Source organism: Phaeobacter piscinae (genome assembly GCF_002407245.1).
Lineage (GTDB): Bacteria > Pseudomonadota > Alphaproteobacteria > Rhodobacterales > Rhodobacteraceae > Phaeobacter > Phaeobacter piscinae.
The window spans coordinates 1-23657 of sequence record NZ_CP010686.1 but is presented as its reverse complement, the minus strand read 5'-3'; the positions used below and the strand labels follow the sequence as shown (position 1 = coordinate 23657).

Sequence of the window (23657 nt, the reverse complement as noted above, 5' to 3'; positions counted from 1 at the left end):
TTCACACACCACACAGTCAGCTCTAGATTCGTCATTTCACACACCATGAGCTACTATCGTCATTTCACACACCACTCGTCAAGACTCGTCATTTCACACACCGAATGGCCTGTGGATAACTTTTAGGTGGATTCGTCATTTCACACACCATCTTTCGTCATTTCACACACCATCTTTCGTCATTTCACACACCATCTTTCGTCATTTCACACACCGACCGATTCCAAAACGCGTTTTTTTTCAGTGCGTTACGAGTCGAAATCCACAGCGTAACTCTATTATAACTCTATTTAACTCCCCCTAGCTTAAAACAGGAAATCCCACAAACCCACATTTGTGCACTATGTTTCGTGTCTTCACACACAGAATTCAGCTTCCAACTCACCAAAGAACAACTGCGGCGAGCCATGACCATCGAGGCCACATCGCCATATGTGACCGATGAGTGCTTTGAGAACCATGAAGCAAGGGGTGGGTGCTCCCCATGCTCAGAGACGAGCTCTTGCGCGTGGGTCCGCTCCCGCTACGCGCCCTTGCTCCAGAACCATCAAACCCCTCTAGTATCGGTTCAGGCGATGACGGCTCCGAAGAACACGGCACCGAGGCAGGTGGCATCCGTCCGTAAGGGTTTACCAGGGGGGTGCTAGGATACGAGACCTTGGACAGAAGCCAGGTTCAGTTCTCGCTTTTGAAAATACCGAAGCGCCAGCTCAGGGCAGAGACCAAACACCGTTTCAGCCAGCCAGCAAAATTCCGAGACATCTGCCTTGGCCGGAGCAATGGCATCGACAGGCCCATACCGGTGATGACGCAACCAAACCAACAGGCCGCGAAACTCATCCTGGGGGATATGATCGGGACATCGCTTGCCGATGTAATTCCCAAACGCGGCATAGGCGATGAGTAAGGCGTGGATTTGATCCATCGGAATGGCAAACACATCCATCTCGTGAGTTGTCAGCTTCCAACTTCTGCGCCCCAAGGGTTTGTTGCCGAGCTCGATGATATGCCGGAGGGGCAGGTTCAGCTTGTACTCATCCACAGCCGCCACAGCGCAATCGCGCAGCCGTGCCATCTTGTCCTGGTCTAAACTGGTCATGCCTCATCGTCTTTGTGCCAGGTCCAAACCCGGTCGATGGTACGATCTTGCTCGACCCTTCCTTCGCCGTAACAAGTCCAGCATTGCACCGTGCCTTTGAGCGCAGGCTTGTGGAGCACTTCGCAAAGAGCATCCGGCATCATGCCCGACCCATCACAGACCGGGCATTCGCGCATGGCGGTGCCTGTTTCCTTCATGATGGTGCGCCAGGTTCGATGGTTTCGCCATATGACCGAGCGCCATCGACCTTGGCCGCCAGATCGTCATAGGCTTTGCGTGCGCACAAATGGAGATAGAAAAGCTCACCCAAAAGGGTGTCTACGGTTGGTTCCTGATCGACGGGATTGCCAGCCTCATCACCGCCGAAGAACGCCCGCAGCCGGGCGCGTTGGATTTCGCTCACAAGGTCGCGGAAGGGTTCGAGATCAGATTCTTTCATGATTGGGTCTCCAACTAGGGCAGGGGGCTACCCCGCGTTTGCTTAAAAAGGGCTTTTCGGATCTTCCGGTTCGTCAGGGGCATCGTCTTCACCGGCCCAAAACATTCCATCCATGCCATGACAAACATGGTGCAAGCTGGCGTGCATTTCGTTGTCCAGGAGGCGATAGAGATATGGACGGACCTGCCGCCGCATGAAGTCCCAGACGGCCTCATCGTCGAGTTCGTGTTGCTCGACCGCCCAGTGTTCCAACTTGCCGGTATCCGCATCACGCCGGGTCATGGTTTTCCAAGCCGCGAACAAAATCCAGGCTTTTGGAATATCGAAACACACGCGCATGGTGTCGCGGTCCCTATCGCCACCAATAATTCCACCATCTGCACCGTTTAGAAGGTCATGGACCATATCCGTGACGTGCTTGACCGTGGGATGATTGAATCCCTCTTCATCAAATTCTTTTGCCAAATTTCATTCCTTTATCGTGTTAGGGCAGGGGGCGGTGTCATGGAAAATCGCCCTGGTGGTGCGGGCGCAGGCGAAGCCGAGCCACGGCAGGGCTATTTTACTTGATGCCGACACATGACCGTCCACAGCGTATTCCAGCACCCCGAAAGGACTTTGTCTTTCGGGGTCTGCCACGCGGCGAGCGGAGGGGGAGCGCGAGGGGGATTTCCTCCCCCTCGCAGGGTAAGTCATGTGATTGCCCGCTAGGGCGATCACCATATCCCGAATTCGGCTCAATAGTCTGGTATCCCGTATTGATTTTCGGTGCCGTGTTCTTCGAAACGCCGGTCTTCGTTGTCCATCTTCCTGATGTCATTGATGGCCGCTTCGATTGCATGGCGGATGCGGTGGTTCACTTGTGTTTCCCAGTTGTTCTCACTGAGAACAAAGCTCGCGTGGTCGTGCAGCCATAGGCGAATTTGTGTCGGGTCTTTCTTGCCTGCTTGGGGCTGATTGCCAGTCCATTGGGATTTCGGGCTGTATTCAATGCGGCTGATGTCATCGAGCGGGAAGAAGCACTCGTCTTGGTGCAATCCGTCCAAGTCCACAGCGAGAGAGTTCACGAAGGTGAACGAGTGGGTAGACAGGAAAATTGCCAAACCAAAGCAGAGGATGACGGAAAGCAATAACACGAGCATTGCGCCATTAAGTGCGAAAAATACTCCGACCCCAAAAATTGCGAGCACCCCTATCAACGCAGCACCCCCGGCGGTTTCGCTTTGACCTATATGCCAGGCGTCGTTCCAAGAGACTTTCACAACGTCTTCGGCTATCCATTCGGTTTTTAAGTTAAGTTCTGCCACGGATCATGTCCTTCCAAAAAATACGTTTCAGGGCGAAAGGCTTTTCACCGGCAACCATGACCAGCTTGTTGCCCTTGTCGCGGGCAAAAGCCTGGGCAATCTCGTAAGAGGCCATGAGCGGCACGGAGATTATTTGTTCGCGCTCATGGGGCTGGCCGGAGGCTTTGGCTTGCAAGGTCAGGTTTTCGGGCTGGCGCTGCACGGCCCAGGTCGTGCCAAGCCGCTTGGAGAGATATTCGAGGGTGACGGAATCCGTGTTGCCAAAGGCTTCGACAATGCCCGCATTGCCAAGGAAGGTTTCCCAGGACTTGGGATAGAGAGCTTGGATTTGGGAGAGGTCTTGCATGACCGTCCAAAGCTTGACGTTGTACCCGGCCATAAGGCCCGCCGCCGCCTCAACCTGGCGCATGTATCCGAGCGTCGGAAACTCTTCGAGAATGAAGAGCACATCGCGGCCCGTCTTGTTCTTCTCGCCTTCGAGCGCGGCCATGGCTTGCGTGATGACAAGGCGCAGCCACCGAAAATGCGTCGCCATTTTCGAGGCCGGAAGCACGAGGAAAATCGTCGTGGGTTTATGTTTGAGCACTCGAAGGGAGGGGAGCCCCCGCGCAGCCAAATGGCGGCGCATCGGGGGCGAGTCGAGAAAGGCGGTTTGTTCGATGGCGGTCGATATGACCGCGCTTCGTTCCTCTTCGTGTTTGCCAAGCATGGAGCCGCCAACGCCGGACACCACGCCGCCGAAAGCGTCTTGGGGTCGCTTACGGCTGGGGGCGGAATAGTACGCTAAGGGTTTATTGGCGCGCTTTTCGCCACCTGTACTCGCCGGTGAGCAGGATATGCGCCCATCCGAGGGGTGAGATGTGCGAGAGCAGCGCGTCTGGGCTGTCTTTACCTTCTTTCATTCGGGCCGCGACGGCGAGGCCAAGTTGTTTTGTATTCCAGTAAATGACGAGTGCAGCCAGCAGGTTCAGCCCTGCCATGCGGTAGTGTTGGCCTTCAGCGGTGCGGTCTCGGATTTCGCCCTGGCGTCCGATGCGCAGGGCGTTTTTCAGAGCGTGGTGGGCTTCGCCTTTGTTCAAGCCGATCTGGGCGCGGCGCTGCATGTCCGCATCGAGTAGCCAGTCGATGATGAAGAGCGTCCGCTCAACACGCCCGACTTCTCGCAAAGCCAAGGCCAGCTCATGCTGACGGGGATACGATGCCAGTTTCTTCAAGATTTGACTGGGTGGGATAGACCCGGATGCCATTGTTGCGACCGCGCGCAGAATGTTTGGCCAGTTCTGGCGGATCAGGTCTTCGCGGATTTTGCCGCCGATCATGTTACGCAAATTTTGGGGCGTGGCCGCAGGATCGAAGACGTAGAGCCGCTTTGATGGGAGATCGCGGATACGTGGGATGAACCGATAAGACAGCAGTGATGTCACGGCAAAGACGTGATCAGTGAAGCCGCCGGTATCGGCATATTGCTCTTTGATGTTTCTGCCTGCCTCGTTCATCAACAGGCCATCGAGGATGTAGGGCGCTTCGCTGACTGTGGCCGGAATGTCTTGCGTCGCGAACGGGCCGAACTGGTCGGAGACGTGGGTATAGGCTTTGCGGCCTGGTTCGGAGCCGTATTTTGCGTTGATCAGATTCATGGCTTCGCCCTGCCGGGACGCAGGGAAGAACTGGCCGTCACTTGATGCAGTCACGCCGGTTCCCCAGAAACGGGCCATTGGCAGGTCAGATTGGGCTTTGGCCACCATGGCCAGAGCGCGATTGATGGCATCGCTTTCGACATGCCACCGCGAGATGCGGGAAAGCTGAAAGTAATTATGGGTGCTGGTTGCCTCTGCCATCTTGCTCAAGCCAAGGTTCAGGCCTTCAGCCAAAAGGACATTCAACAGGCCGATTTTATCTGTACACGGTACACCCGTGCGGAGATGGGTGAAGGCCTCGCCAAATCCGATGTCGTCTTCCACATCCATCAGAATGTCAGTGATGCGCGCATCAGGCAGACGGCGATACAGATCAAGTACAAGCTCATCTGCTTCTGGCGGTACGTCGTGTTTCAGACGATCAACATGCAAGATGCCATCTTCAATTGTGCCGCCGGGGATGGCTCCGTTTCGCGCTGCTTTGGCGAGATGTTTCAAACCATCTGCCATTCTCGCTTTTCGGTCTCTTACCCAGGTATCAGGATCAAAGGGAACAGTCAGTCGCGGCACCAATTTTGCGGCATCAACCGGGACAAGCGCCTGTTTGAGGTCGGCGTAGCGCTTGGAATGCGCGAGCCAGATATCGCCTGAACGGAAGGCGTCACGCAGATGGAACAAGACGGCCACCTCCCACAATCGGTGATCGTCTTCGGGTTCCGCGCTCAGATGCCTGTGCCATTTCGAAGTTCTGCGCAGGAACCCCGTTGGGCGCGTACCTGAAGCAACTGCCCCAGACACAATCTGTGCCGCCTGCAAAAGCGGGGTGCTGACAGACGCGGCTTCAATATCCAGAGCACGCAGCATACGCGGCGTATATCGTCGGAAGCGCCGATAGCCTTGTTTGACGTGACTGAGCGGGTCAGCGGCAAGCGCTCCGGTCAGCTTAGAGGATTGGGCGATCAGGCTTTCCAAACCGGCCCATCCTGGGTGATCTGCGATAGCGGCATTCAGATCGGAACCATCTGCCCTTGCAGCCAACAACGCTGATCCGAGTTCTGTGAATGAGCGTAGCGTCTGTTCAATGGTCACCTTCTGAGCATCGACCTGCGCATCACAGATCTTCTTGGCTTCTCGCCAAGTCTTCCCAACGATCCTATCGTGGGTTTCGACAATGGCGTCCGCGATGGCAGCGGCCCATTCGATGACGCAGACAGCCAGGATCGCAAGCCGCCGGTCACTGGATATGTCACGCAAGCCGTCAGCAAAGTAGCGTTCGCCTTGGCGGCGGAGGCGTGTGACCCGGTGAGGTGGGATACCATCGAGGATGCCGGGGCTGAGATTGAGACCCTGCAAAAGCTCCAAACGTTCCAACAAACGACAAGCATCAGCGGAGTTCGAGCCAATCTCAAACTGGCGCAACCAGACCAAACGGGTGATCCGGTCGTCAATCAACTCAGACAGCAAGCCGCCCAGCTTATGCTTTGCATCGTCATCGAGCCGATCAACGATCCGGGTCTCGATCCGCCGTTCGGCGGCAACCAAGGCATCCGCGCAAAGCCGTTCGACAGTGGTGACCCCAGGCACAATCATCATGGACAGGCGGCAGCGATCCACAAATCTTTGGGCGAGATCGGCGTTGGATTGCGTTGTTTCAGCTTCGCCCGCCAACCATTCTGTGAGGTCGCGGGCCCCACGCCCGGTGAACATCTTGTACCCGTAGATTTCGCGCAGGTCGGCCAAGTGTTCGCGGCGGGTTTCAGCACGATGCGCATAATCGGCCAGATCGTCGGGGTTCGAACCAAGCTGCGCCGCGAGGAATTCCGCGATCACTGACGGGATGATTTCACCGGGCACCAAGAGCCGCCCCGGATATCGAAATGCACAGAGCTGAAGGGCAAAGCCAAAACGGTTGTGCGACCGGCGGCGAGATTGGATGTGCTCAATGTCATCATCCGCCAAGGTGTAATGCCGCAGCAGCGTTTCTTGATCGCTCGGCAAGTCAAAGAGCGCGGCCCGTTGGCGGGCATTCAAAATCTGTCGTCGTGGCAAGGTGATTTCCTGAATGGGAGTTGACGGCGGCGTCCGTAAGGCGGACGCTGAGCGGACAGGTTCAGGCGAACAGACGCACCGCATGAAACCGCTGCTTTCGGTGTCTCATATATCTGGTACGATTAGATTTGCAAAAGAGGCCCCTTATTCGTACACTTTGTACATGACTGCGACAAAAATCGGATACGCCCGCTGCTCGACCGACGGCCAAGACCTCACAGCTCAAAAACAGGCGCTCGAAACTTTGGGCGTGGCTCCAGATCGCATCTACGCTGATCATGGATTAACCGGCACCAACCGCGCCCGCCCCGGCCTTGATCAAGCTATCGCTGCTGTGCGGACAGGTGACACGCTCGTTGTTCCAAAGCTCGACCGGCTGGCCCGCTCCGTTCCAGATGCCCGTGCTATCGCCGACCAACTCGAAACGAAGGGCGTCAAACTCGCCTTGGGCGCATCGGTCTATGACCCCTCCGACCCCATGGGAAAGATGTTCTTCAACATCCTTGCCACTTTTGCTGAGTTTGAATCCGATCTGATCCGCATGCGCACCCGCGAAGGCATGGCCATCGCCCGCGCCAAAGGCAAGCTGCGCGGCAAACAGCCAAAACTATCAGACAGGCAGCAACGCGAACTCACCCGCATGCATGCGACCGGTGATTATTCAATCAGTGACCTCGCAGAGGTGTTTTCGGTGTCACGGCCAACCGTCTATCGAACGCTGAATCGACAGACCGTTGATCCATAGCAGGACGTTTTGAATACCCATGGCTGATATAAATGACATTGAGGATTGGATTGTGCGGGTCGGACTTGGGGACCGCAAAGCATTTAATGCGCTATATGATGCAACCTCGGCGAAACTTTTTGGCGTTTGCTTACGTGTTTTAAACAACCGGGCCGAAGCAGAAGAGGCTTTGCAAGAGGCGTTTATCCGCGTGTGGCAACGTGCGGATCGCTTCAAGGCGAATGGCTATAGCCCGATGACATGGTTAATCACACTGACCCGCAATCTGGCGATAGATCGTTTGCGGGCCAGAAAAGCACCGAATGATGATATTAGCGAACGCGCAGATATCGCCGATCAAGGCCCCACGCCGGAACAATCGGTGATGGCCGCTTCGGACAGGCGCAGGATTGATCATTGTTTGGATGAACTGGACGATCCCAAAGCAGGCGCGGTGCGTGGTGCCTATATAATGGGGGAGACCTACGAAGATTTAGCCGCTCGATATGCGGTGCCTGTAAACACCATGCGCACTTGGCTGCGCCGGAGTTTACTAAAGTTGAGAGAGTGTTTGACGCGATGAGCAGTGCACAGACATATAACCCGGATGACGATGTTCTGGCGGCAGAATATGCCTTGCATCTGCTGTCGCCAACGGAGCGGGCCAGCTTTAAGGAACGTTTGCGCGACGATGCTGCGCTCCGTGATCTTGTGCGCGGATGGGAAGAGCACTTTTTTGTGTTTTCCGATGAAGTCGCTGAAGTCGCGCCGCCGAAACGGGCAAAGTCCGCCATTGATAGGCGTCTCTTTGGACCTGAGCTGACCTCACGAAGCACCATCTGGGCTTGGCTACTTGGCACAGGGGGTATTGCGGCTGTCGCGTTCGCAGTGGCTCTGTTCGTGATGCCGTTCTTGCAGGATCCCCTGCAAATTAATCCGACCCATACTGCAGAAGTCGCGACAGAAGACCGTTCTCTGGTAATTGTCGCAGCCTTTTCGGCGGTTTCCAACGCACTGGTTGTGCGCCGAACGCAAGGCTCCCCAGCGACTGGACGGGTGCATGAAATGTGGCTCATCCTTGAAGGCGCGACGGCACCGATCTCGCTTGGTCTAATTCCTGAAGGAAATGAAGGGCGCATTGCAATTCCTCAAGAACTGGCAGGGCGACTGACTGCGGCGCTGTTCGCGGTTAGCGATGAACCCACTGGCGGTTCGCCAACGGGTCAGCCAACAGGTGCGGTGCTTGCGGCAGGACCAATCCAGGCCTTGTGAACCAACCAAAGGCGTTGAATATTATCTGGAATGTGGCTCCACCTTCCAGATAATTCTATTTTTTCGTGAGTTTTTATTCTTACAATTCAATACCATACGATTTTTCTTATCTTTTTCGAAAGCAGGCTGAAACTTTTCTCTCTGCCACGCCGTGGCTTTTAGCATGACCCAGACACAACGTCTGTACATCACTGAGAGGACAAGAAAATGATGAAATCCCTGATCAACAGCGTAGCCGTAGTTGCGATCACTTGCTCAGCAGCTTTTGCTGCTAGTCATTCCGCCGAGAACCCGATGGTGGGCGGCGCGCCGATGTTCGCCGACAAAAACATCGTTGAAAACGCCGTTAACTCTGCCGATCACACAACGCTTGTGGCCGCTGTTCAGGCTGCTGGTCTGGTGGAGACTTTGCAAAGCGAAGGCCCGTTCACTGTTTTTGCTCCGGTCAACGCAGCATTTGATGCGCTGCCCGAAGGCACTGTTGAAACCCTGCTTAAACCAGAGAACAAAGACCAGCTGACCAAAATCCTGACCTGCCATGTGGTTGCAACCAATGCATTGGCAGATGCGATCCGCGGTATGGTCGATGACGATAACGGCAAGCACCCCGTACCGACGGTCGGCGGCTGCACACTGCAAGCCACCTATGATGGCGATGAGATCTTTATTGAAGACGAGATGGGCAACAAAGCCACCGTGACCATTGCAGATGTCAAACAATCCAACGGCGTGATCCATGTGATCGACAAGGTTCTTCTGCCTGCCATGTAATAAACGCCAAACCTTCCGGCGCTCAACCTTCCTTGGGCGTCGGTTTTTCTTCAATAAAAAATCGAAAATGGAAATATCAAAATGAAACGCACGCTTATTGTTTTGGCCCTGAGCCTGTCGACTGCAACCTCTGCCTTCGCTGCGAACCCGGATGTAGGCGGCGCGCCAATGTTTGAAACGAAAAACATCGTCGAGAATGCTGTTAACTCCGCTGATCACACCACGCTTGTCGCTGCTGTGCAGGCTGCTGGTCTGGTTGAGACGCTCCAAACACCTGGTCCCTTTACGGTATTCGCCCCTGTCAACGATGCCTTTGCAGCGCTTCCTGCTGGAACCGTTGAAACCCTGCTCAAGCCTGAAAACAAAGATACTTTGGTGAAAATCCTGACTGCTCACGTCGTTGCAGGCGACATCTCTGCCAATCAGATCCGTCGTAACGCCGGTGCTGATGGTTTCTATCACATGCAAGCCGTCTCTGGAGATGCCCTGTCAGCGCAGGTGCGTGGCAATAATATTTATATCTACGATGAAAATGGAAACGCCGGGAAAATTACGATTTCTGATGTGAACCAGTCGAACGGTGTCATCCATGTGGTGAACAAAGTTCTGTTGCCGAAGTAACAGGGAGGCTTTGGTAACCAGAAGGCCCGCCTGATCCTCTCAGGTGGGCCAATTTATTCAGGAAAGGAAAGATCATGAAACGCCGCGACTTTATCGCCCTAACCAGTAGCTCTATTGCACTCGCCACCATGGGTCACGCCACAACAGGTGATTTCGAAATCACTCGTACAGAAGCCGAATGGCGTGCCATGTTAACCGAGGCAGAGTATCTGGTGATGCGCGAAGAAAAGACCGAACGAAAATTCGCCAGTCCCCTGAATAATGAGAAGCGGGATGGTGTGTATCACTGCAGAGGCTGTGATCTGGCGTTGTATTCTTCGGATACCAAATACGACAGCGGCACCGGCTGGCCCAGCTTTTGGGATGTCCTACCAAACGCTATTGGTACCAAAATGGACAATACGTTCTTTACAACCCGCACCGAATGTCACTGTCGTCGTTGCGGTAGTCACCTGGGACACATCTTCAACGACGGACCGCAGCCAACTGGTAAACGTCATTGCTTAAATGGTTTAAGCTTGGTGTTTCAAGCAGTATGAACAGCAAACCTCGATGGCTTCAGGCTTAGCGTACTATTCCGCCCCCAGCCGTAAGCGACCCCGTCTTCTGCGTCGAGCATGTATTCGAAGTATCGCTCTAACGCGATTTTAGAGCCGCTGAGGCCGTCCGGCGGCTCCGTGAGGGGCGAGGTTAAGATTTCACGCAGATCGCGCAGAGAGGCGTCCTGTGGCTTCGCATGGAGGGCGTAAAGGCACAGACCCCGAATGAGGTTCTTGGCTGACATCGTCCAGTGATCCGCACCGCGTTCGCCTTGAACGATGAGGGCTTCCGCGATCATTGCCGCACTGTCCACGACATCGTCGGAGTGTGAGACGCGCAACTCATCAAACGGGTTAAAGCTGGCACGGTATTTTGCGGCATCGCCTGTGACTTCCCCGAACGGATCGAGGATATAAACATCCTGCCCGAGCTTGGCCCGCCACTTGGCCGTGTTGGTGGCGAGCTCACCCTTGGGGTCGATGACAATGGCGGAGCCGTCCCAGGTGAGCAGGTTCGACATGAGGGAGGTGGCTGACTTGCCTGCCCGTGATCCGGCGACGGTGACGACATGGCGGTTGTCATCGAAGGCAACGGTTCGCCCTTTGGCTCGACCGAGGATAATTTTGCCTCGACCAAATGCGAACCGGTCCTTAGTTAATTCATTGGGTGGCATCCAAGAAGCGGATGGCGGGTCAGGTCGAACGTGATGCGTCATGAAAAAATCTCCCTCTGTGGAAAACCTTGGATTTTTCTACAGGATTCCAACCCTTCTCTTGTAAGTTAAGAGTAGCGAGATATGTTTTTGCTATACAAAAACCTCGGTCAGGGGTCTAACGCCACCCCCGACACCCAGCTAGGGAAAGGAAGGAACCCGATGGCACGGCCACAAAAAGCGCCGCACGAGAAGGCCACAGAGCAGGTGAATATTCGCCTGTCGCCTGTTGATCTTGCCCGCCTTCGGGTGAAAGCCGCGCGAGCTGGCATGACGGTTTCGGACTTCGTTCGCGCTGCCGCGTTGAACAAATCCGTGACCGTTACCGAGACATCCGCACCCGATTTTTTGACCCGCAATGAGCTGCGCCGGATTGGTTCGAACTTGAACCAGATGGCGCACGTAATGAACGCGGGGGGCATCTCATCGCCCGACCGCATCGAGGCGCTTGTCGCCAAACTGGATACGCTTTTCGATAGGTGGCTTGACCATGGTTCCGAGGGTCGCGAAATCGGGGGCTAGCTTCAAAGGCGCGGCCCTCTATTACCTGCACGACAAGCAGGCGAACACGAACGAGCGCGTGGCGTTCACCGAGACTGTGAACTTGCCCACCAACGACCCGGATCGGGCCGTCGCGCACATGATCGACACCGCCGCCCATGCGGATGATCTGAAACGGGAAGCCGGTCTGAAAGCTGGCCGCAAATTGCAAAAGCCGGTTTATGCCTACTCACTTGCATGGCACCCGACCGAAGCCCCCACCATGGCCGAACAGATCGCTGCCGCGAAACAGACCCTGGCCGTCCTAGGGCTGAGTGACCGACAAGCCCTCATCGTTTCTCATACCGACCGCGAGCACCCGCACGTGCATGTCATCGTGAACCGCGTTTGCCCTCAAACAGGCCGCGCGGCAGTGACATCAAAAGACCGCCTCAAACTTAGCCAATGGGCTGAGGCTTATGAGAAGGTACATGGCCGGGTGTTTTGCGATACCCGTGTTGAGAACAATGCGGCCCGCGCCCGAGGGCAATGGCGTAAGGGCGAGTATATCAGCCGCAAGGATTACTATGCTTGGAAGAAGGCGAAGAGCGAGGCGCATTGGCAGCGATACCGTGACGAGAAGAGCCAAGCCAAAGATCCTCGAAATGACCAGCTCGAAGCCTTGTGGCGGAAACGCCAGCATCGGATCGAGACCCGGAAACTCGAAACCAAAACGATGTTCAAACCAATCTGGCGGGACGTTTTTAAGCGGCATCGTGAAGAGCTGAAGGCGTTCGATGCTGGTCTAACCGGGCGCATCCGTACTGTCATGGATAAGGCCGACCGCGGCCGCGTGGGGGCATCGCTTTTGACAGCGATCACCGCTGCCAAGCAGCTCCGCGCGGACCTGGTGCGTAAGCAGGACTTGGAACGTCAGCAGATTGCCAATCACCAGAGATACTATGTCCGCACCGCCAGCCAGGAGCCTGCCCAAGCGTGGAAGGCGGAGCGTGAACGGCTATTGAGAGAATGGAAGGCGCAGGATGCTGACCGGCTCAATCGGTTTAAGACGGAATCCGATGAAATTTGGGAACGAGAGCAACAACCCGATAGGAAACCGCGCCCTAAGCCTGAACCGGAACGTCCAAGAGCTCAAAAGCCTGACGACACTGGCCGGAAATCAGCCAAATCAAGCTTTGCTGAACATGTTCGAAACTCCACAAGCTCGGAAGATGCTGATAGAGCTGGGAAGCGTATTCAGGAGCGTACCAAGCGGTCGCGTAGCAGACCGCGAAAGGGAGGCGGTCGCAAGTTCACGCCACGATAATGCGCTTCCCGTGGTTTTCAGAAGAACACGTATTCCGCGTAGTACAGGGGGATAGCGATGCCCAGAAAGGTCGATATCGCCAAGCTTCCAGTCAGTGCTTTGGGAAGTCGGTTATTCTGCTGACCTTCCTTGAGTTTGCCGAGAAGGCCAATGGCGCTCACGACCCAAACGGCAGTTAGAGTGTACATGATGGGTGTGAAGTAGGGGTCATTGGCCAAGGCGCTTGGGAGCTGTCCTCCAATCACTCCAAAGAACATCATGAAGCCATAGAAGAGTATGCCCGCAAATAAGGCGATGGACAGCACGATGACTAGGGCAAATTGCGTGGTGTGCTTGAGAAGTCTCATGGACAAGTGCTCACGGTTAGGTGCGGGAAGGCGGCGGGCGACGCTTCACACCGAGCTGATTATTTGTTGGGCACGGCATATCCGCCGGAGTGTATAGTGCCTTTTTGGGTTGTGCCATTCGAATTGTAGATGGTCACTGTGCTGCCGGTGCCATAGGGTGTTTGACCGTTCGAAGTCGAGATTGTCTGGCCGTTCGAATCCTTAAAAGTCGGATAGCTCATTTCGTGGTCCTCCAATTGCTGTGATAGCTGATTAGTCAGAGCTCTGTGGTGGTAGCAGTGCCCCTGCGTCGATTTCGGAAGCGGGCATTGGCGGGGTTGCGGTGGCGGCTTGTGGTTCACGCAGCGCTGTTCTCAACCCTGGGAAATGCGTTTCAAAAATTGACCCCATTAGTTGTACCCTCGGATAGGTCTGCATGAATTTGATGGTGGCAGGGTTTTCGCTGCCCGCGACGAGACGTTCAAAGCACACGAACTGGTTTTGGCTATCCAACACACAAAGATGACCTTCAAAATAATCGTCGCTGAATTCTATCATCTTATCTTCGACCGTAATCAAAGATTGGCCCGCCACTTGGCCGTCGTCAGCATTGACGGCTGCCATGAATGTTTCGTTTTCGGCGGCCAGCTCTATCCAGAGAGCATCAACGGCATCCAAAAACTTCTCTTCTTCTGACTTGCAGCCCGCCAATGACATGAGGGGAATGGCCATGACCAGTGTCACAACGGCTCCGCGCAGAGCTCGCTGCGGTCGAGAAAGGGAAACGATTGCCATTTCGGACTCCTCATTGCGAGGCATCGAAAGGCTTCCCTTTCGCACCCGCGCAAATCAACAGTTTGGGGCGACAAAGTCGCCACGGAAACCTGTGGAAAACCGGGTTTTCGTGACAGCGCCTCGGATTTCTGGCAGTGCTACCAAAAGGGAACCCTTTTGTAAAGCACCGATTCGCATGAAACCACCTTGCTCACCGGCTACGAATCCTGATCCTCAAGAGGTGCCAGCAGGAGAAATCGACCCATCACTACCCGGCCGGAAAATCGGCTACATGCGCGTCTCTGACCATGAGCAGACGGCGGATTTGCAGCTCGATGCTCTGACCGCCGCCAGGTGCGATGTTATCTACGCCGATCATGGAGTGTCCGGCGCGGTGGTATCGCGCAAAGGCCTTGGCGAGGTACTGGCAGACTTGCAGAGTGGCGATGTCCTGGTGGTTTGGAAGCTCGACCGGCTTGGGCGCTCCACGGTTCACCTGTTACAACTCTTGGCCGACCTTCGGAAACGCGGGGTGGATTTCATGGCCATCACACAAGGCATCGACACGACGACAGCCATGGGGCGGATGCTCTATGGCCAGTTGGCCGTGTTTGCCGAGTTTGAGCGCGAGCAAATCAGCGACCGCACCAAGGCCGGGATGGAAGCGGCGAAGCGACGGGGTAAGCATATCGGCAGGCCAGTGTCTTTGACCGACGACCAGGTGCGCGAGGCCGTCCGGTCACATGATGAGGAAGGCCGAACCATACGCAGCTTGGCCGACGAGCTCGGGGTTTCCGCGCAGACTCTTACGAGGGCGATGAAGCGCCACACGAGCTAGGACAAATTTCGAAATCATCCCGCGCCCCCACACAGCGCCGTAGGGATGATGGCGGATTTTTCCGGTTCCGTGCTTTGTCCGGTCTCATCGTACCTTTCGTGGTTCCCCTCATTTCCATGAACGCTCAAATTGGCAAACCTCGCAGCGTTCGCAAGAGCCTGCCCGCGCCAGTGGCCATGGCCACCCGTGTTGGTCTGTGCGTCCGCCGCTGATGCGGCCTGCCCTTTTGTTTCGCGCCCAATGAGGGGCGAACAACGAAAGGAAAGAACGATGAAACTACTAACCAAAGCCCAGTACGACCGGCTTATCGCCAACGGTCGCAAGCAAGACCCAGTGAGGGGGACGCCGGAGGAAATCGACTTCCAGCCCGTGGTGAAGCTGTTCAACCCGTCAGGGCTTGGAACCTGGCTGTTGACCGAGCTGGACCCTGAATGCCCGGACATCGCCTTTGGCCTCTGTGACCTCGGACATCCCGAGCTTGGTAGCGTCTCTATCAGCGAGCTTGAATCCGTGCGTGGCCCGTTCGGCCTTGGCATCGAGCGCGACCGCCACTGGACAGCCAAGATGACCCTGAACGGCTACGCCGACGCGGCCAGAAACGCCGGGAGGATTGTAACATGACTACGACTTGGGGACATCGCCTGATCTGGCAAGACTACGTTATCGACATCCGGCACGTGTCCGCTTGGCACAACTGCCCTATCGACCACCTCGAAATCAAAACCGCGTCGCCCAAAGGGGCGGCGCTGCCGATTACCGAAACCGGCTACCGGTCGCATTTCTTGTGGGAGAGCAACATCATCGACGCAGGTGGAGCAACGGCCTACGTCGAAGCGTGGTTCGAAGAGGCCAGCCAGACGCACGAATGGAAGGCTCATGTCGAGGTTTCACGCCAGGGGGTGCTGCTATAATAGCCCCCTATTACATGCTGTTTTCAATTGTCGGATGTTACCATCTAGTCGTCGGTTGCGCTGAAAATGTTGATGTGACTCGTGATCAGATTTCAAAAGACTTCGCGGTAGGCACCGAGTATTTCGAGTATAATGTATTTTGGATGGTTTTAATCATATACAGGAATAACAGACTCTAAGCCGTGCCGCCGGGGCAGTTTAAGCGTTGAAAACCGTGATTGGCATTGGCTAAATTCTTTTGTGAATAAGGGACGCTAATGTCAACAAAGGTTCGATTTGTCAGCTCAAGCTGGATGCCTCGTTACAAGGACAAGGTGACTGGGATGCTGCGGAAAAAAACAGGAAATAGGGTTCAAGACGGCGTCTATGAAGGGCGCGTTGACGTGAAGAGGCTGTGCCAAGACTTGGCCAAGGTTATTTCGGAGCTTGAAGGCGAAGGGTACACGGTTACCAATATTTCGGAAATTACTTCTGGTATTTTCAACTATAAGACAAACCATCATGCTCAATATATGAAGGACCATGCTCATGGTTGGGGGTGGGGATATGGATATGGATACAGCTTTACAGAGGGCTTGATTGTAACCGCTGAACGAAAGTGACATAAACGGTCGATTCCGCCGGTGACAAAAACGCGCGAGTTTTGGCCACCGACGACCCTGAACCGGGACCTTCACTGCGGCCAGAGGCAAAGCTCGCTATGCGGGACAAAGCAGACCTTTCCCTTTCGAGAACAATGACCGCTCTGATGACTAAAAACCACAAATAACGTAGAAGAGTGGCCTTGAAAGAAACCATTCGTATGGTATGTTTATCGAAAATCGACGGAGATGTTGAAATGAACGCCATGCTTGCTGCCTACACGGCTCTGGGAGCCGCCATTATCCTAGAGGTCAGCGGTTCGACCCTGCTGAAATTGTCCCAACAGTTTACGAAGCTGTGGCCATCTCTCGGGATGCTGGTCTGCTTTATCCTGTCCCTTTACTGTCTTTCTCTTGCGTTGAAGATGGTGCCTCTTGGTGTGGCCTACGCCGTTTGGGCTGGTCTCGGCATCGTCCTGACGGCGGTGGTCAGTGTCGTCGTGTTTAAGATGGCTCTGGATTTCTGGGCGGTAACGGGAATTGCTATGATCGTCGGCGGTGTGCTTGTCATGAACTTGCTGTCTGGTAGCGTCTCACATTGAGATGCCAGAAGCACATAAACGCGTCAAAGACCCACAAGCCGTTAGACGCCGCCTCATGGATGAAGCCAAAAAGCTCGCCATTGAAAGCGGCATCTCGGCAATAACAGTTCAAGCCGTTGCGTCTGCTGCCGGTGTCACTAAAGGCGGCTTCCTTCATCACTTCCCGAGCAAGCAGGCCTTGATTGATGCGATCTTCGAGGAAGTCTTAGACCAACTGGCTTCTGAGATTGGGGCTCGGGCCTCGAAGGATCGTGTTGCGCATGGAGCGTTCACCCGTGCCTATATTGATCTGGCCTTTGGTGGTGAAGAACCGGCCATGGATCAGACATGGATCGCTCTTTCGCTCCTCATGCTGGATGATCCGGCTCTTCGGATGAAATGGACAGAGTGGCTGAATGACCAACTCTCTGAATACGGTGAAGATCAAGGCAACGTCGAACTAAGCATTGCTCGGTTTGCCGTAGACGGAGCTTGGCTGGCCCAACACTTCGGGGTGGCGATCCCGGAGCGGAAGAGTATGCACGAAGCTCTGACGAAGAGTACCTTTTCCGCTGGCAAACGAGGATAGCTCGCGACCCACTTTCCGAAAGCGGTCGTTCGTGCGACGCGCAGCATTCTGTATTCTGGGCTCGAAGCTGCCTTTCGCCGCACAGGCACGAACGGCTGCTGTCGGACAAAAACCTCTGGTCAGAACTACGCGGCCTAAAATGGTCGTTTTTGTCCCCCTGCCTTGCCCCACGGCAAAACAAGCTGTTGATAAGGACAAAAACCCAGTCCAAAACCTTTGGGGTTTTGGGACGTTTATGGCACCATCATCGCCATGATTATCGGATACGCCCGCGTCAGCACAGACGACCAGAAGCTCGAAGCCCAAACCGACGCCTTGACGGAGGCCGGAGCCGAGCGCGTGTTCGCGGACAAGATCACCGGTTCGACCAGGTCGCGGCCTCAGCTTGACCAGATGCTCGACCATTTACGCCAGGGCGACGTGGTGGTGGTCACGAAATACGACCGGCTCGCGCGGTCGCTGCGTGACCTTCTCGATATTGTGGAGAGCGTCGCGGAACGCGGCGCAGGGTTCCGCTCCCTGGCCGAGGACATCGACACGACGACCCCGGCAGGTCGCCTCGTGTTCCATGTGTTCGCATCCATCGCCCAGTTTGAACGCGAGCGGATATCGGAGCGCACCAGGGAGGGCCTAAAAGCCGCCCGCAAGCGTGGCCGCGTCGGAGGCCGTCCCCCTGCCCTATCGGCAGCACAGCGCGACGAGGTGCGCCGGATGAGGGACGATGAGCAACGGCCTTTGGCAGAGATCGCCCGCCTGTTCAAGGTTAGTACCAAGACCGTACGGCGGGCTTAACTGTTCAACTCATCAAACTTTACGAGATTTTGATTATTTCTTCGGCGCACATGGACATCTCGGCTATTATATTTTCACGCTTAACCTTCGATGTCGCCTTGTGTGCGGTCTCCGACAATTTGGCCAGCTCTACATGTTTCCTGTTGCCTGAGTCATATCGCGGGATACTGAGGTGCTTGAATATATTGCTGACCTGTATCTGAATCGTATGACTTTCAACATACTCACGTACGATTTTCGAATTCAAGATGCCGCAAACATAATGCGCGGTTTCCTTAGATGTGAAGTCGGCAAAATAGACCTTATGGTCCGGAACATACGGACGCCTTCCCATTAAAGGCACCTCTTCGTCCTCAAAAACCGCAGCTTCAAATGTCGTTGATAGCTCTGCCCAGACTACCTTATAAGGGGAAAAGGTATATGAGCCAGAGTTGTAAACAGCATAATATGGAGCGCCCTTTTGCCGTTGCCGATAGGTGGACCTGTTCTGCAAAAGCGGCTTGAAGTGTTTAAAGTACTTTGCAGTTTGCTTTAGGCCGCCCATGGCACTTTCAGCATCACGGTAGTGAGCTGCGTTAATCCCATGATTTGGAACTAAGATAAAAAGCTCGTTTCGTACGTGGATATCACATGCAGAGAAGTCAGACGCCCCTTTGAGTAGTGGGTAAAGTAAATCTGGCTCAATCCAGAATTTTCTCGAAGGGCCAATGTCTATCCGTCCCGCCTCTGGGCGAGTCTCGACCTGAACTAAACCTGTCTTTTGGTTCTGATTAACTATCCGAACCATATATACGCCGTTCAAGTCAGCGGTCACACCTTTTCGTCCAGTTATCCAGTCACTCTTCCCTTGAAGGGATGCCATGTCGGAAAACCTTCCAGGAGGGAGAATTGCCCAAGGTGAGTTGCCACCTTCTACTGGGTTTGCCTCCCAAAGGTTCTGGTTAACCCGTTTCAGTACGTCCGCCTTCCGCAGCATTTCAGGTATTGATGCGGAAGTACCATCCAGTTTTCGCCAAACTCGATATGGTACGGGATATTGAGGCGCTTTATCATGCTTTACTTTCCGCAGACGCATGATGGCCGTTTTATTAGCCACTTTTGAGAACGGCTTTAAGTGTTTAAGATCGTCAATGCACTCTGGAACCAGATTAAATTCATCATTAATCCGGAAACTGCGAAAGCCCTGAGATGATGGTGATTGAAAATGCGTTTGTGTTATCACAAAGACAAGCGCACCTTCTGGTTTTAGCCACTTATCAGCTACCGTGTATGTGATCATTCCTGAAATATCGAGTTCGTTACCCCCATGATAAGGGGTTTCTGAAAAGATAGTGTATTGCTCACAAGTAGGTTTTATCCTTTCTCTATACTGCTCCGGTAAGTTTGACCACCGAACCCATGGAGGGTTTCCGACAACAACATCAAATTGCCCTGCAACAGCAGACCAGAAAAAATTTCGAACAATTCTAAACCAGATACCGTTCCATGCGCGGCGATGTAACTCAAGCACCTGTCCGTACGTTGATGAGAGAGCATCATGCCAAGAGGCCGCTTCAGTATCGCTCATTATGCCAGCTTTAATGAGTTGATTTTCCACAACATCATATTCTTGCTCATCATGGACGCGTTCGGCCATGATCGCAAAAGCGTCATCTAACCTTGCGCGATCAAATGCGAGGGCCGACGGCAGGACAATGTTCAAGTTAGCCTGGGCGCTACCTATTCCGTACTCAACAAACTCTTGCCCTTTTGTTGGGGAATGTGCTGGAGAATATACAGCGTCAGCCAAAAGAACGGGCAACTCAACTTCCATTCCAGTTGAGGAAATCAGATCGGCAATCGAGATAAGAAAATTTACCCTAGATGCTTGAACGGCCAACGGATTCAGGTCAAAACCCCATACCTCACCTAATATCTTAGATAATGTTTCTGCGTCAGAAAGGTTGCCCTCTTCTGAGATTTTTCGTTTTCGTCTGATTGCTTCAAGCAAAAATGACCCTGAACCACAGGTAGGATCGAGTATCCTTGCACTAGACCAATCTGGTACCTCAGCCCGATCACAAGTCACATCGGCTAACCAATCGGGAGTGTAAAACTCTCCTAGTGCTTTACGAAGCGCTTCTGGTACGAGAGCTTGGTAGAATGATTTCAAGACATCGTGTGAACGAGCTGCACTTAGATCGTCCATTCTGTACAGCGCCAGCTGTGTCAGCAATGGCCTAATACTGGTACAACATGCCTTCTTGTCTTCCGGGCTTAAGCTTCTGTCAGAGTACCAAGAAAAAACCGCCTCCTCTACAAAGCCTGTAATTCGCGCAGCGTCAAAGAACTGTCCTTGTTCGACTTCAGTATCCAGCAATGTGAGAAGCTGATTATCATCTCTTCCAAGCAAATGTTCGCAAAAATCTGGATAGGCCGTTAATCCATATTGAGCAACAATCTCAGCCGCCAACATTTTCATGACAAACGCGTTGTAAGTGTGAATAGCAAATAGAGCTGCGGCTACCATGTCACTAGGAGGAAGTGCTGGCGAGAATGGAATACTTTTTCGTATTTCAGCCGCTTGGGCAGCAGACAAATCTGCTACTTGTCCAAACAGAGTTCTCCACTCCTCAAAGAGAAGCTTTATCTTGTTATTACCTTGAGCCATCAGCCGCTTTTCAAGGAGCTCCACGAGCGTAGTCATCATAGAGCTTCCGATCTCGGCAGAGTGTCCGAAATCTTCAACAAGGTTCGCGGCTGTTACGGCTCTTCGCTTTGAGTCTACACACGCTTGAGCAACCAATTCGACGGATGCCGAGTTAAACGGCAATAAATTTCGTGGAACGATTTTACCATTCTGCATAAAAGCAAAGCAAATATGGTCGCCATCAATCGCTATGCCGATATAATCTTCTTCTGGAATTCCTTCGGAAGCAGATCGAGCTTTTATGTATTTGTAAAGTCTATCATCTACGGCCTCAATAAACGAAGCGCTTTTCACGTTGCCTTTGAAAAGCCCAGGACTCTTAAATTCAATAATTACTTGGTTGTATGAAGCATCGTTTCGTTCTCGCTCAGCATGGAACGTCATCCCCAAGCTGTTCTCGATGTGCTTCAGCCACCCTTTCCTAAGCTCTTCTTCGTTGCTCCATGATGGCCGGTCTTTTTTCAAATTATTAAATAGTGCACTCATTATAATTTGAGCTCCGAAAAATTTTTGTTCATTCTTATATGTTTCCTTAAGTGGCGGTGGGTACCCGTTGACTTTGAGTAAAACCACAAACCCACATTTGTACGTTTGTTCATTTACGGGTAATCCCTGCTTCGTCTTCGAGCTCTTGTGTCCGTGTCGCGATGTAGGCTTGGACTTCACCGACCATCTTCCTGTCCGTCGCACTACAAGCGGTCTTAAACCGCGTGTGAAGGCTGGCCGGCAGGTCGAGGCTTAGGCGCTTAGTCGGTTCATCCGGTGCAGCAGGTTTCGCCACCGGCTTCGACGCCTGTGTCGTGTCATGCCCTGCTCCGCCGCGCTCAAACGCGAGGATTTGGTCATCCGTGGGTTGTTTTGGCTTCGGAGCCGCTGAAAACGTCTTCTTCGACATACCGCTCAATCTCTTTCGTTAGGTGTTCAATCTCGCGGGCGGCGTTGCTATCGCCTGCCCACTTAAAAATCGTTTGCCCCATGGTCATGCCTTCTGCGAAGGCGACACGCTGCTCGATTTCACTCTCTAAAATCGGCAACCCCGCTTCTGCGGCCATATTGCGGATATCCCGGCCAATCACGGTTTTCCCTATTTTGCGGGAAACCACAAACCCACATTTGATGGTCGGCTTGAACTCTTGCGCTTCTTTGACTTGGCGCACCGTCAGGTCCGATGCCCAGGTCGAAAGACCCGAGGGCTCAATAGGCAATGCTACGAAGTCCGAGGCCACAATACAGGATCGGGCAATCTCTTCCGCGTGGGGTGGCCCGTCGATGATCGTGTGGGTGTAATCTTGCGCTAGCTTGAGCGCGTCCCGTGCCATGTTCGCTCGCGCCATGCTCACGACTTGGAAGGGGGCATCTTCTCGCAGACTCGCCCAGGTCGTTGCCGAGCCTTGCTTGTCCGCATCAATCAGCAACACCCGATGCCCTTGACGCGCCAGGCAAGCGGCCACGTTCACCGAGAGGGTGGTTTTGCCGACACCGCCTTTTTGGTTCAGGAAAGATATAATCATGAATCGACCTCACCACATTCGTGGGAAGCCGTAAAGTCACAAACCCACATTTGTGTTTTTAGTGTTTGTACGCTCCGCGTTTCTTGCAGAACGCTAGGAAGTGTTTGTCCGCGTCCTTCACGTCGATGGCCTTGTCATTCACCCATGACCGCCATTCGTTTTCCAGTACGTAGACATCCCAACCGGGCGCTAACCGCCGCGCTATGTCATGAGTGTCCAGCTTTTTGAAGCGCAAAGCCTGGAAGGGTAGGGCGACGACCGCCTCAGCACCCTTGGGGCGGAAAACAACATTATCCCCCTCGATGCTCATGGCATAGTCGGGCAGATGGTCGTGCACACTGTCATCCTCGATAATTTTTGAGAGCAGCCGCCTAAATTCCTTCGTGGTCGAACCTGATCCACACTTGTCGCGCAAGAGCTCAAGACCGCACTTCCACTTAGGTTGTGCGCCGCAATGCTTGCGAGCGAGTTCATAGAGCCGCCGTTCAAGCGGCTTTCTGAGAAAGAAATACTCTTTGTTCAGCGTCAGAACATGATTGTTCTCGATGGCATCAAACACCCAGTCCGACAGGGTGATTTCCACGTCCTGCATCCTACCTTCGCGTGTCTCGCGGATAATTTCTGCGGACTCGATAAGACCAAAAACTTTGAAATATTCTTTCCCGCCTTGGCGGATGTTCGTTTCGATCTGAGTGCCTTGTAGCCGCCGCAACGCATCTTTCAGCAGCTTATATCCCTGGCCCGATGTTCGACGGTTCGTCGCCACAAGCAGGTCATGGGCTTTGAACCGCATAGAACGGCTAACCTTTCGGCCATCATTCAGCGCGGCCATACACTGGCTAATGCAGTAAATCAGCACATCACGGTCATGCACCGTCGCCAATCCGTAGCGGGAGGGAGAGACCTCTATCGAATTATCGCCATTCTGATAGCGCCGAGGTTTCATGTCCGGTTTGGTGGACAGCGTGAACACCGGATGCTCCATTGAGGCCATGTCGCCCTTCGGCACAGCGTCCACGATATCACAAACGAACAGGTCTTTTTGTGGGTGACGATCAGGCAGAAGAGGGGAGCGTGAATTCGTCAT

28 protein-coding genes are annotated in these 23657 nt (G+C 54.0%); 15 read left to right on the top strand and 13 right to left on the bottom strand.

Translation table 11 applies throughout. The annotated features are described in order from the left end of the window. Positions 1-643 precede the first annotated feature (643 nt). From phaeop14_RS19485 to phaeop14_RS19455, 7 genes are all read right to left on the bottom strand, one after another. Positions 644-1075 carry a hypothetical protein gene (locus tag phaeop14_RS19485; RefSeq protein ID WP_145957417.1) on the bottom strand — a complete coding sequence of 144 codons (432 nt, stop codon included), beginning with the start codon at positions 1073-1075 and terminating at the stop codon, positions 644-646. Positions 1076-1095: 20 nt separating this feature from the next. After that, positions 1096-1296 carry a hypothetical protein gene (locus phaeop14_RS19480; RefSeq protein ID WP_009827401.1) on the bottom strand — a complete coding sequence of 67 codons (201 nt, stop codon included), beginning with the start codon at positions 1294-1296 and terminating at the stop codon, positions 1096-1098. Further along, entirely contained in the window at positions 1293-1538 is a 246-nt protein-coding gene (locus phaeop14_RS19475; RefSeq protein ID WP_096790683.1) for a hypothetical protein, read from the bottom strand. The genes phaeop14_RS19480 and phaeop14_RS19475 overlap by 4 nt, the downstream gene beginning before the upstream one ends. A gap of 42 nt (positions 1539-1580) precedes the next feature. After that, entirely contained in the window at positions 1581-2003 is a 423-nt protein-coding gene (locus tag phaeop14_RS19470) for a hypothetical protein (protein WP_096790682.1), read from the bottom strand. A gap of 272 nt (positions 2004-2275) precedes the next feature. Beyond that, positions 2276-2845: a hypothetical protein gene (locus tag phaeop14_RS19465; RefSeq protein ID WP_096790681.1), complete on the bottom strand. Its 570-nt coding sequence runs from the start codon at positions 2843-2845 to the stop codon at positions 2276-2278. Next, a complete protein-coding gene (locus phaeop14_RS19460) occupies positions 2832-3554 on the bottom strand; it encodes a type IV secretory system conjugative DNA transfer family protein (protein ID WP_096790680.1) in 723 nt (240 codons plus the stop codon). The genes phaeop14_RS19465 and phaeop14_RS19460 overlap by 14 nt, the downstream gene beginning before the upstream one ends. Before the next feature lie 82 nt (positions 3555-3636). Continuing rightward, positions 3637-6531 (bottom strand): Tn3 family transposase, encoded by a 2895-nt coding sequence (locus phaeop14_RS19455; protein ID WP_096790610.1) that lies wholly within the window; start codon positions 6529-6531, stop codon positions 3637-3639. A 163-nt stretch (positions 6532-6694) separates the two neighbouring features. Between phaeop14_RS19455 and phaeop14_RS19450 the strand changes: the two genes are divergently transcribed. The 6 genes from phaeop14_RS19450 to msrB all read left to right on the top strand — a co-directional run bounded on the left by phaeop14_RS19450 (position 6695) and on the right by msrB (position 10458). After that, complete coding sequence (locus phaeop14_RS19450) at positions 6695-7276, top strand: recombinase family protein (protein ID WP_096790611.1); 582 nt, start codon at positions 6695-6697, stop codon at positions 7274-7276. Positions 7277-7295: 19 nt separating this feature from the next. Continuing rightward, complete coding sequence (locus phaeop14_RS19445) at positions 7296-7838, top strand: sigma-70 family RNA polymerase sigma factor (RefSeq protein ID WP_096790612.1); 543 nt, start codon at positions 7296-7298, stop codon at positions 7836-7838. Then, positions 7835-8527, top strand: coding sequence for an anti-sigma factor (locus phaeop14_RS19440; RefSeq protein ID WP_096790613.1), 693 nt, complete (start codon positions 7835-7837; stop codon positions 8525-8527). The genes phaeop14_RS19445 and phaeop14_RS19440 overlap by 4 nt, the downstream gene beginning before the upstream one ends. A 210-nt stretch (positions 8528-8737) precedes the next feature. Next, entirely contained in the window at positions 8738-9298 is a 561-nt protein-coding gene (locus phaeop14_RS19435; RefSeq protein WP_096790633.1) for a fasciclin domain-containing protein, read from the top strand. Positions 9299-9379: 81 nt separating this feature from the next. Further along, entirely contained in the window at positions 9380-9919 is a 540-nt protein-coding gene (locus phaeop14_RS19430) for a fasciclin domain-containing protein (RefSeq protein WP_096790614.1), read from the top strand. A 74-nt stretch (positions 9920-9993) separates the two neighbouring features. Next, on the top strand, positions 9994-10458 hold the full coding sequence (gene msrB, locus phaeop14_RS19425; RefSeq protein WP_096790615.1) for a peptide-methionine (R)-S-oxide reductase MsrB: 465 nt from the start codon (positions 9994-9996) through the stop codon (positions 10456-10458). Here the strand turns inward: msrB and phaeop14_RS19420 are convergent. Then, positions 10446-11174, bottom strand: a complete 729-nt coding sequence (locus tag phaeop14_RS19420; protein ID WP_096790679.1) for a type IV secretory system conjugative DNA transfer family protein — start codon at positions 11172-11174, stop codon at positions 10446-10448. The genes msrB and phaeop14_RS19420 overlap by 13 nt on opposite strands. Before the next feature lie 159 nt (positions 11175-11333). Here phaeop14_RS19420 and phaeop14_RS19415 point away from each other — a divergent pair, with 159 nt between their 5' ends. Next, entirely contained in the window at positions 11334-11693 is a 360-nt protein-coding gene (locus phaeop14_RS19415) for a plasmid mobilization protein (protein ID WP_158524523.1), read from the top strand. Further along, the gene (locus phaeop14_RS19410; RefSeq protein ID WP_096790677.1) at positions 11662-12978 is read left to right on the top strand and encodes a relaxase/mobilization nuclease domain-containing protein; all 1317 of its coding nucleotides are present in this window, start codon (positions 11662-11664) and stop codon (positions 12976-12978) included. The genes phaeop14_RS19415 and phaeop14_RS19410 overlap by 32 nt, the downstream gene beginning before the upstream one ends. A gap of 17 nt (positions 12979-12995) precedes the next feature. Here the strand turns inward: phaeop14_RS19410 and phaeop14_RS19405 are convergent, their stop codons facing one another. Further along, positions 12996-13325, bottom strand: coding sequence for a hypothetical protein (locus tag phaeop14_RS19405; RefSeq protein ID WP_096790676.1), 330 nt, complete (start codon positions 13323-13325; stop codon positions 12996-12998). Positions 13326-13577: 252 nt separating this feature from the next. Beyond that, positions 13578-14099: a hypothetical protein gene (locus tag phaeop14_RS19400; RefSeq protein ID WP_145957416.1), complete on the bottom strand. Its 522-nt coding sequence runs from the start codon at positions 14097-14099 to the stop codon at positions 13578-13580. Positions 14100-14274: 175 nt separating this feature from the next. On the opposite strand from phaeop14_RS19400, the gene phaeop14_RS19395 reads away from it, so the two are divergent. The 7 genes from phaeop14_RS19395 (at position 14275) to phaeop14_RS19365 (ending at position 18370) form a co-directional block, all read left to right on the top strand. Next, positions 14275-14916: a recombinase family protein gene (locus tag phaeop14_RS19395; protein ID WP_244905876.1), complete on the top strand. Its 642-nt coding sequence runs from the start codon at positions 14275-14277 to the stop codon at positions 14914-14916. A gap of 270 nt (positions 14917-15186) precedes the next feature. Then, the gene (locus tag phaeop14_RS19390; RefSeq protein ID WP_096790673.1) at positions 15187-15537 is read left to right on the top strand and encodes a DUF2958 domain-containing protein; all 351 of its coding nucleotides are present in this window, start codon (positions 15187-15189) and stop codon (positions 15535-15537) included. After that, positions 15534-15827 (top strand): hypothetical protein, encoded by a 294-nt coding sequence (locus phaeop14_RS19385; protein ID WP_096790672.1) that lies wholly within the window; start codon positions 15534-15536, stop codon positions 15825-15827. The genes phaeop14_RS19390 and phaeop14_RS19385 overlap by 4 nt, the downstream gene beginning before the upstream one ends. Positions 15828-16084: 257 nt before the next feature. Continuing rightward, positions 16085-16429, top strand: coding sequence for a hypothetical protein (locus phaeop14_RS19380; protein ID WP_145957415.1), 345 nt, complete (start codon positions 16085-16087; stop codon positions 16427-16429). 236 nt (positions 16430-16665) lie between these two features. Beyond that, positions 16666-17010, top strand: a complete 345-nt coding sequence (locus phaeop14_RS19375; RefSeq protein WP_050686568.1) for a DMT family transporter — start codon at positions 16666-16668, stop codon at positions 17008-17010. Positions 17011-17065: 55 nt separating this feature from the next. Continuing rightward, the gene (locus phaeop14_RS19370) at positions 17066-17578 is read left to right on the top strand and encodes a TetR/AcrR family transcriptional regulator (RefSeq protein ID WP_158524522.1); all 513 of its coding nucleotides are present in this window, start codon (positions 17066-17068) and stop codon (positions 17576-17578) included. Between the two features lie 252 nt (positions 17579-17830). After that, a complete protein-coding gene (locus phaeop14_RS19365; RefSeq protein WP_096790685.1) occupies positions 17831-18370 on the top strand; it encodes a recombinase family protein in 540 nt (179 codons plus the stop codon). Positions 18371-18389: 19 nt separating this feature from the next. On the opposite strand, the gene phaeop14_RS19360 is transcribed toward phaeop14_RS19365, so the two are convergent. The 3 genes from phaeop14_RS19360 to phaeop14_RS19345 all read right to left on the bottom strand — a co-directional run bounded on the left by phaeop14_RS19360 (position 18390) and on the right by phaeop14_RS19345 (position 23657). Beyond that, positions 18390-21545, bottom strand: coding sequence for an Eco57I restriction-modification methylase domain-containing protein (locus phaeop14_RS19360; RefSeq protein WP_096790670.1), 3156 nt, complete (start codon positions 21543-21545; stop codon positions 18390-18392). A gap of 356 nt (positions 21546-21901) precedes the next feature. Beyond that, the gene (gene parA, locus phaeop14_RS19350; RefSeq protein WP_096790668.1) at positions 21902-22570 is read right to left on the bottom strand and encodes a ParA family partition ATPase; all 669 of its coding nucleotides are present in this window, start codon (positions 22568-22570) and stop codon (positions 21902-21904) included. A 58-nt stretch (positions 22571-22628) separates the two neighbouring features. Further along, positions 22629-23657: a replication initiator protein A gene (locus tag phaeop14_RS19345; RefSeq protein WP_096790667.1), complete on the bottom strand. Its 1029-nt coding sequence runs from the start codon at positions 23655-23657 to the stop codon at positions 22629-22631.

Bases quoted from the DNA above. Each gene is read 5' to 3' on its own strand.
- phaeop14_RS19380 (WP_145957415.1), top strand. From the start codon at position 16,085: ATGTCAACAAAGGTTCGATTTGTCAGCTCAAGCTGGATGCCTCGTTAC.
- phaeop14_RS19415 (WP_158524523.1), top strand. From the start codon at position 11,334: ATGGCACGGCCACAAAAAGCGCCGCACGAGAAGGCCACAGAGCAGGTG.
- phaeop14_RS19430 (WP_096790614.1), top strand. From the start codon at position 9,380: ATGAAACGCACGCTTATTGTTTTGGCCCTGAGCCTGTCGACTGCAACC.
- phaeop14_RS19405 (WP_096790676.1), bottom strand. From the start codon at position 13,325: ATGAGACTTCTCAAGCACACCACGCAATTTGCCCTAGTCATCGTGCTG.
- phaeop14_RS19420 (WP_096790679.1), bottom strand. From the start codon at position 11,174: ATGACGCATCACGTTCGACCTGACCCGCCATCCGCTTCTTGGATGCCA.
- parA (WP_096790668.1), bottom strand. From the start codon at position 22,570: ATGATTATATCTTTCCTGAACCAAAAAGGCGGTGTCGGCAAAACCACC.
- msrB (WP_096790615.1), top strand. From the start codon at position 9,994: ATGAAACGCCGCGACTTTATCGCCCTAACCAGTAGCTCTATTGCACTC.
- phaeop14_RS19365 (WP_096790685.1), top strand. From the start codon at position 17,831: ATGATTATCGGATACGCCCGCGTCAGCACAGACGACCAGAAGCTCGAA.
- phaeop14_RS19480 (WP_009827401.1), bottom strand. From the start codon at position 1,296: ATGAAGGAAACAGGCACCGCCATGCGCGAATGCCCGGTCTGTGATGGG.
- phaeop14_RS19360 (WP_096790670.1), bottom strand. From the start codon at position 21,545: ATGAGTGCACTATTTAATAATTTGAAAAAAGACCGGCCATCATGGAGC.
- phaeop14_RS19450 (WP_096790611.1), top strand. From the start codon at position 6,695: ATGACTGCGACAAAAATCGGATACGCCCGCTGCTCGACCGACGGCCAA.
- phaeop14_RS19445 (WP_096790612.1), top strand. From the start codon at position 7,296: ATGGCTGATATAAATGACATTGAGGATTGGATTGTGCGGGTCGGACTT.
- phaeop14_RS19400 (WP_145957416.1), bottom strand. From the start codon at position 14,099: ATGGCAATCGTTTCCCTTTCTCGACCGCAGCGAGCTCTGCGCGGAGCC.
- phaeop14_RS19385 (WP_096790672.1), top strand. From the start codon at position 15,534: ATGACTACGACTTGGGGACATCGCCTGATCTGGCAAGACTACGTTATC.
- phaeop14_RS19345 (WP_096790667.1), bottom strand. From the start codon at position 23,657: ATGACGAATTCACGCTCCCCTCTTCTGCCTGATCGTCACCCACAAAAA.
- phaeop14_RS19435 (WP_096790633.1), top strand. From the start codon at position 8,738: ATGAAATCCCTGATCAACAGCGTAGCCGTAGTTGCGATCACTTGCTCA.
- phaeop14_RS19375 (WP_050686568.1), top strand. From the start codon at position 16,666: ATGAACGCCATGCTTGCTGCCTACACGGCTCTGGGAGCCGCCATTATC.
- phaeop14_RS19475 (WP_096790683.1), bottom strand. From the start codon at position 1,538: ATGAAAGAATCTGATCTCGAACCCTTCCGCGACCTTGTGAGCGAAATC.
- phaeop14_RS19460 (WP_096790680.1), bottom strand. From the start codon at position 3,554: ATGCTTGGCAAACACGAAGAGGAACGAAGCGCGGTCATATCGACCGCC.
- phaeop14_RS19395 (WP_244905876.1), top strand. From the start codon at position 14,275: ATGAAACCACCTTGCTCACCGGCTACGAATCCTGATCCTCAAGAGGTG.
- phaeop14_RS19440 (WP_096790613.1), top strand. From the start codon at position 7,835: ATGAGCAGTGCACAGACATATAACCCGGATGACGATGTTCTGGCGGCA.
- phaeop14_RS19390 (WP_096790673.1), top strand. From the start codon at position 15,187: ATGAAACTACTAACCAAAGCCCAGTACGACCGGCTTATCGCCAACGGT.
- phaeop14_RS19485 (WP_145957417.1), bottom strand. From the start codon at position 1,075: ATGGCACGGCTGCGCGATTGCGCTGTGGCGGCTGTGGATGAGTACAAG.
- phaeop14_RS19410 (WP_096790677.1), top strand. From the start codon at position 11,662: ATGGTTCCGAGGGTCGCGAAATCGGGGGCTAGCTTCAAAGGCGCGGCC.
- phaeop14_RS19370 (WP_158524522.1), top strand. From the start codon at position 17,066: ATGGATGAAGCCAAAAAGCTCGCCATTGAAAGCGGCATCTCGGCAATA.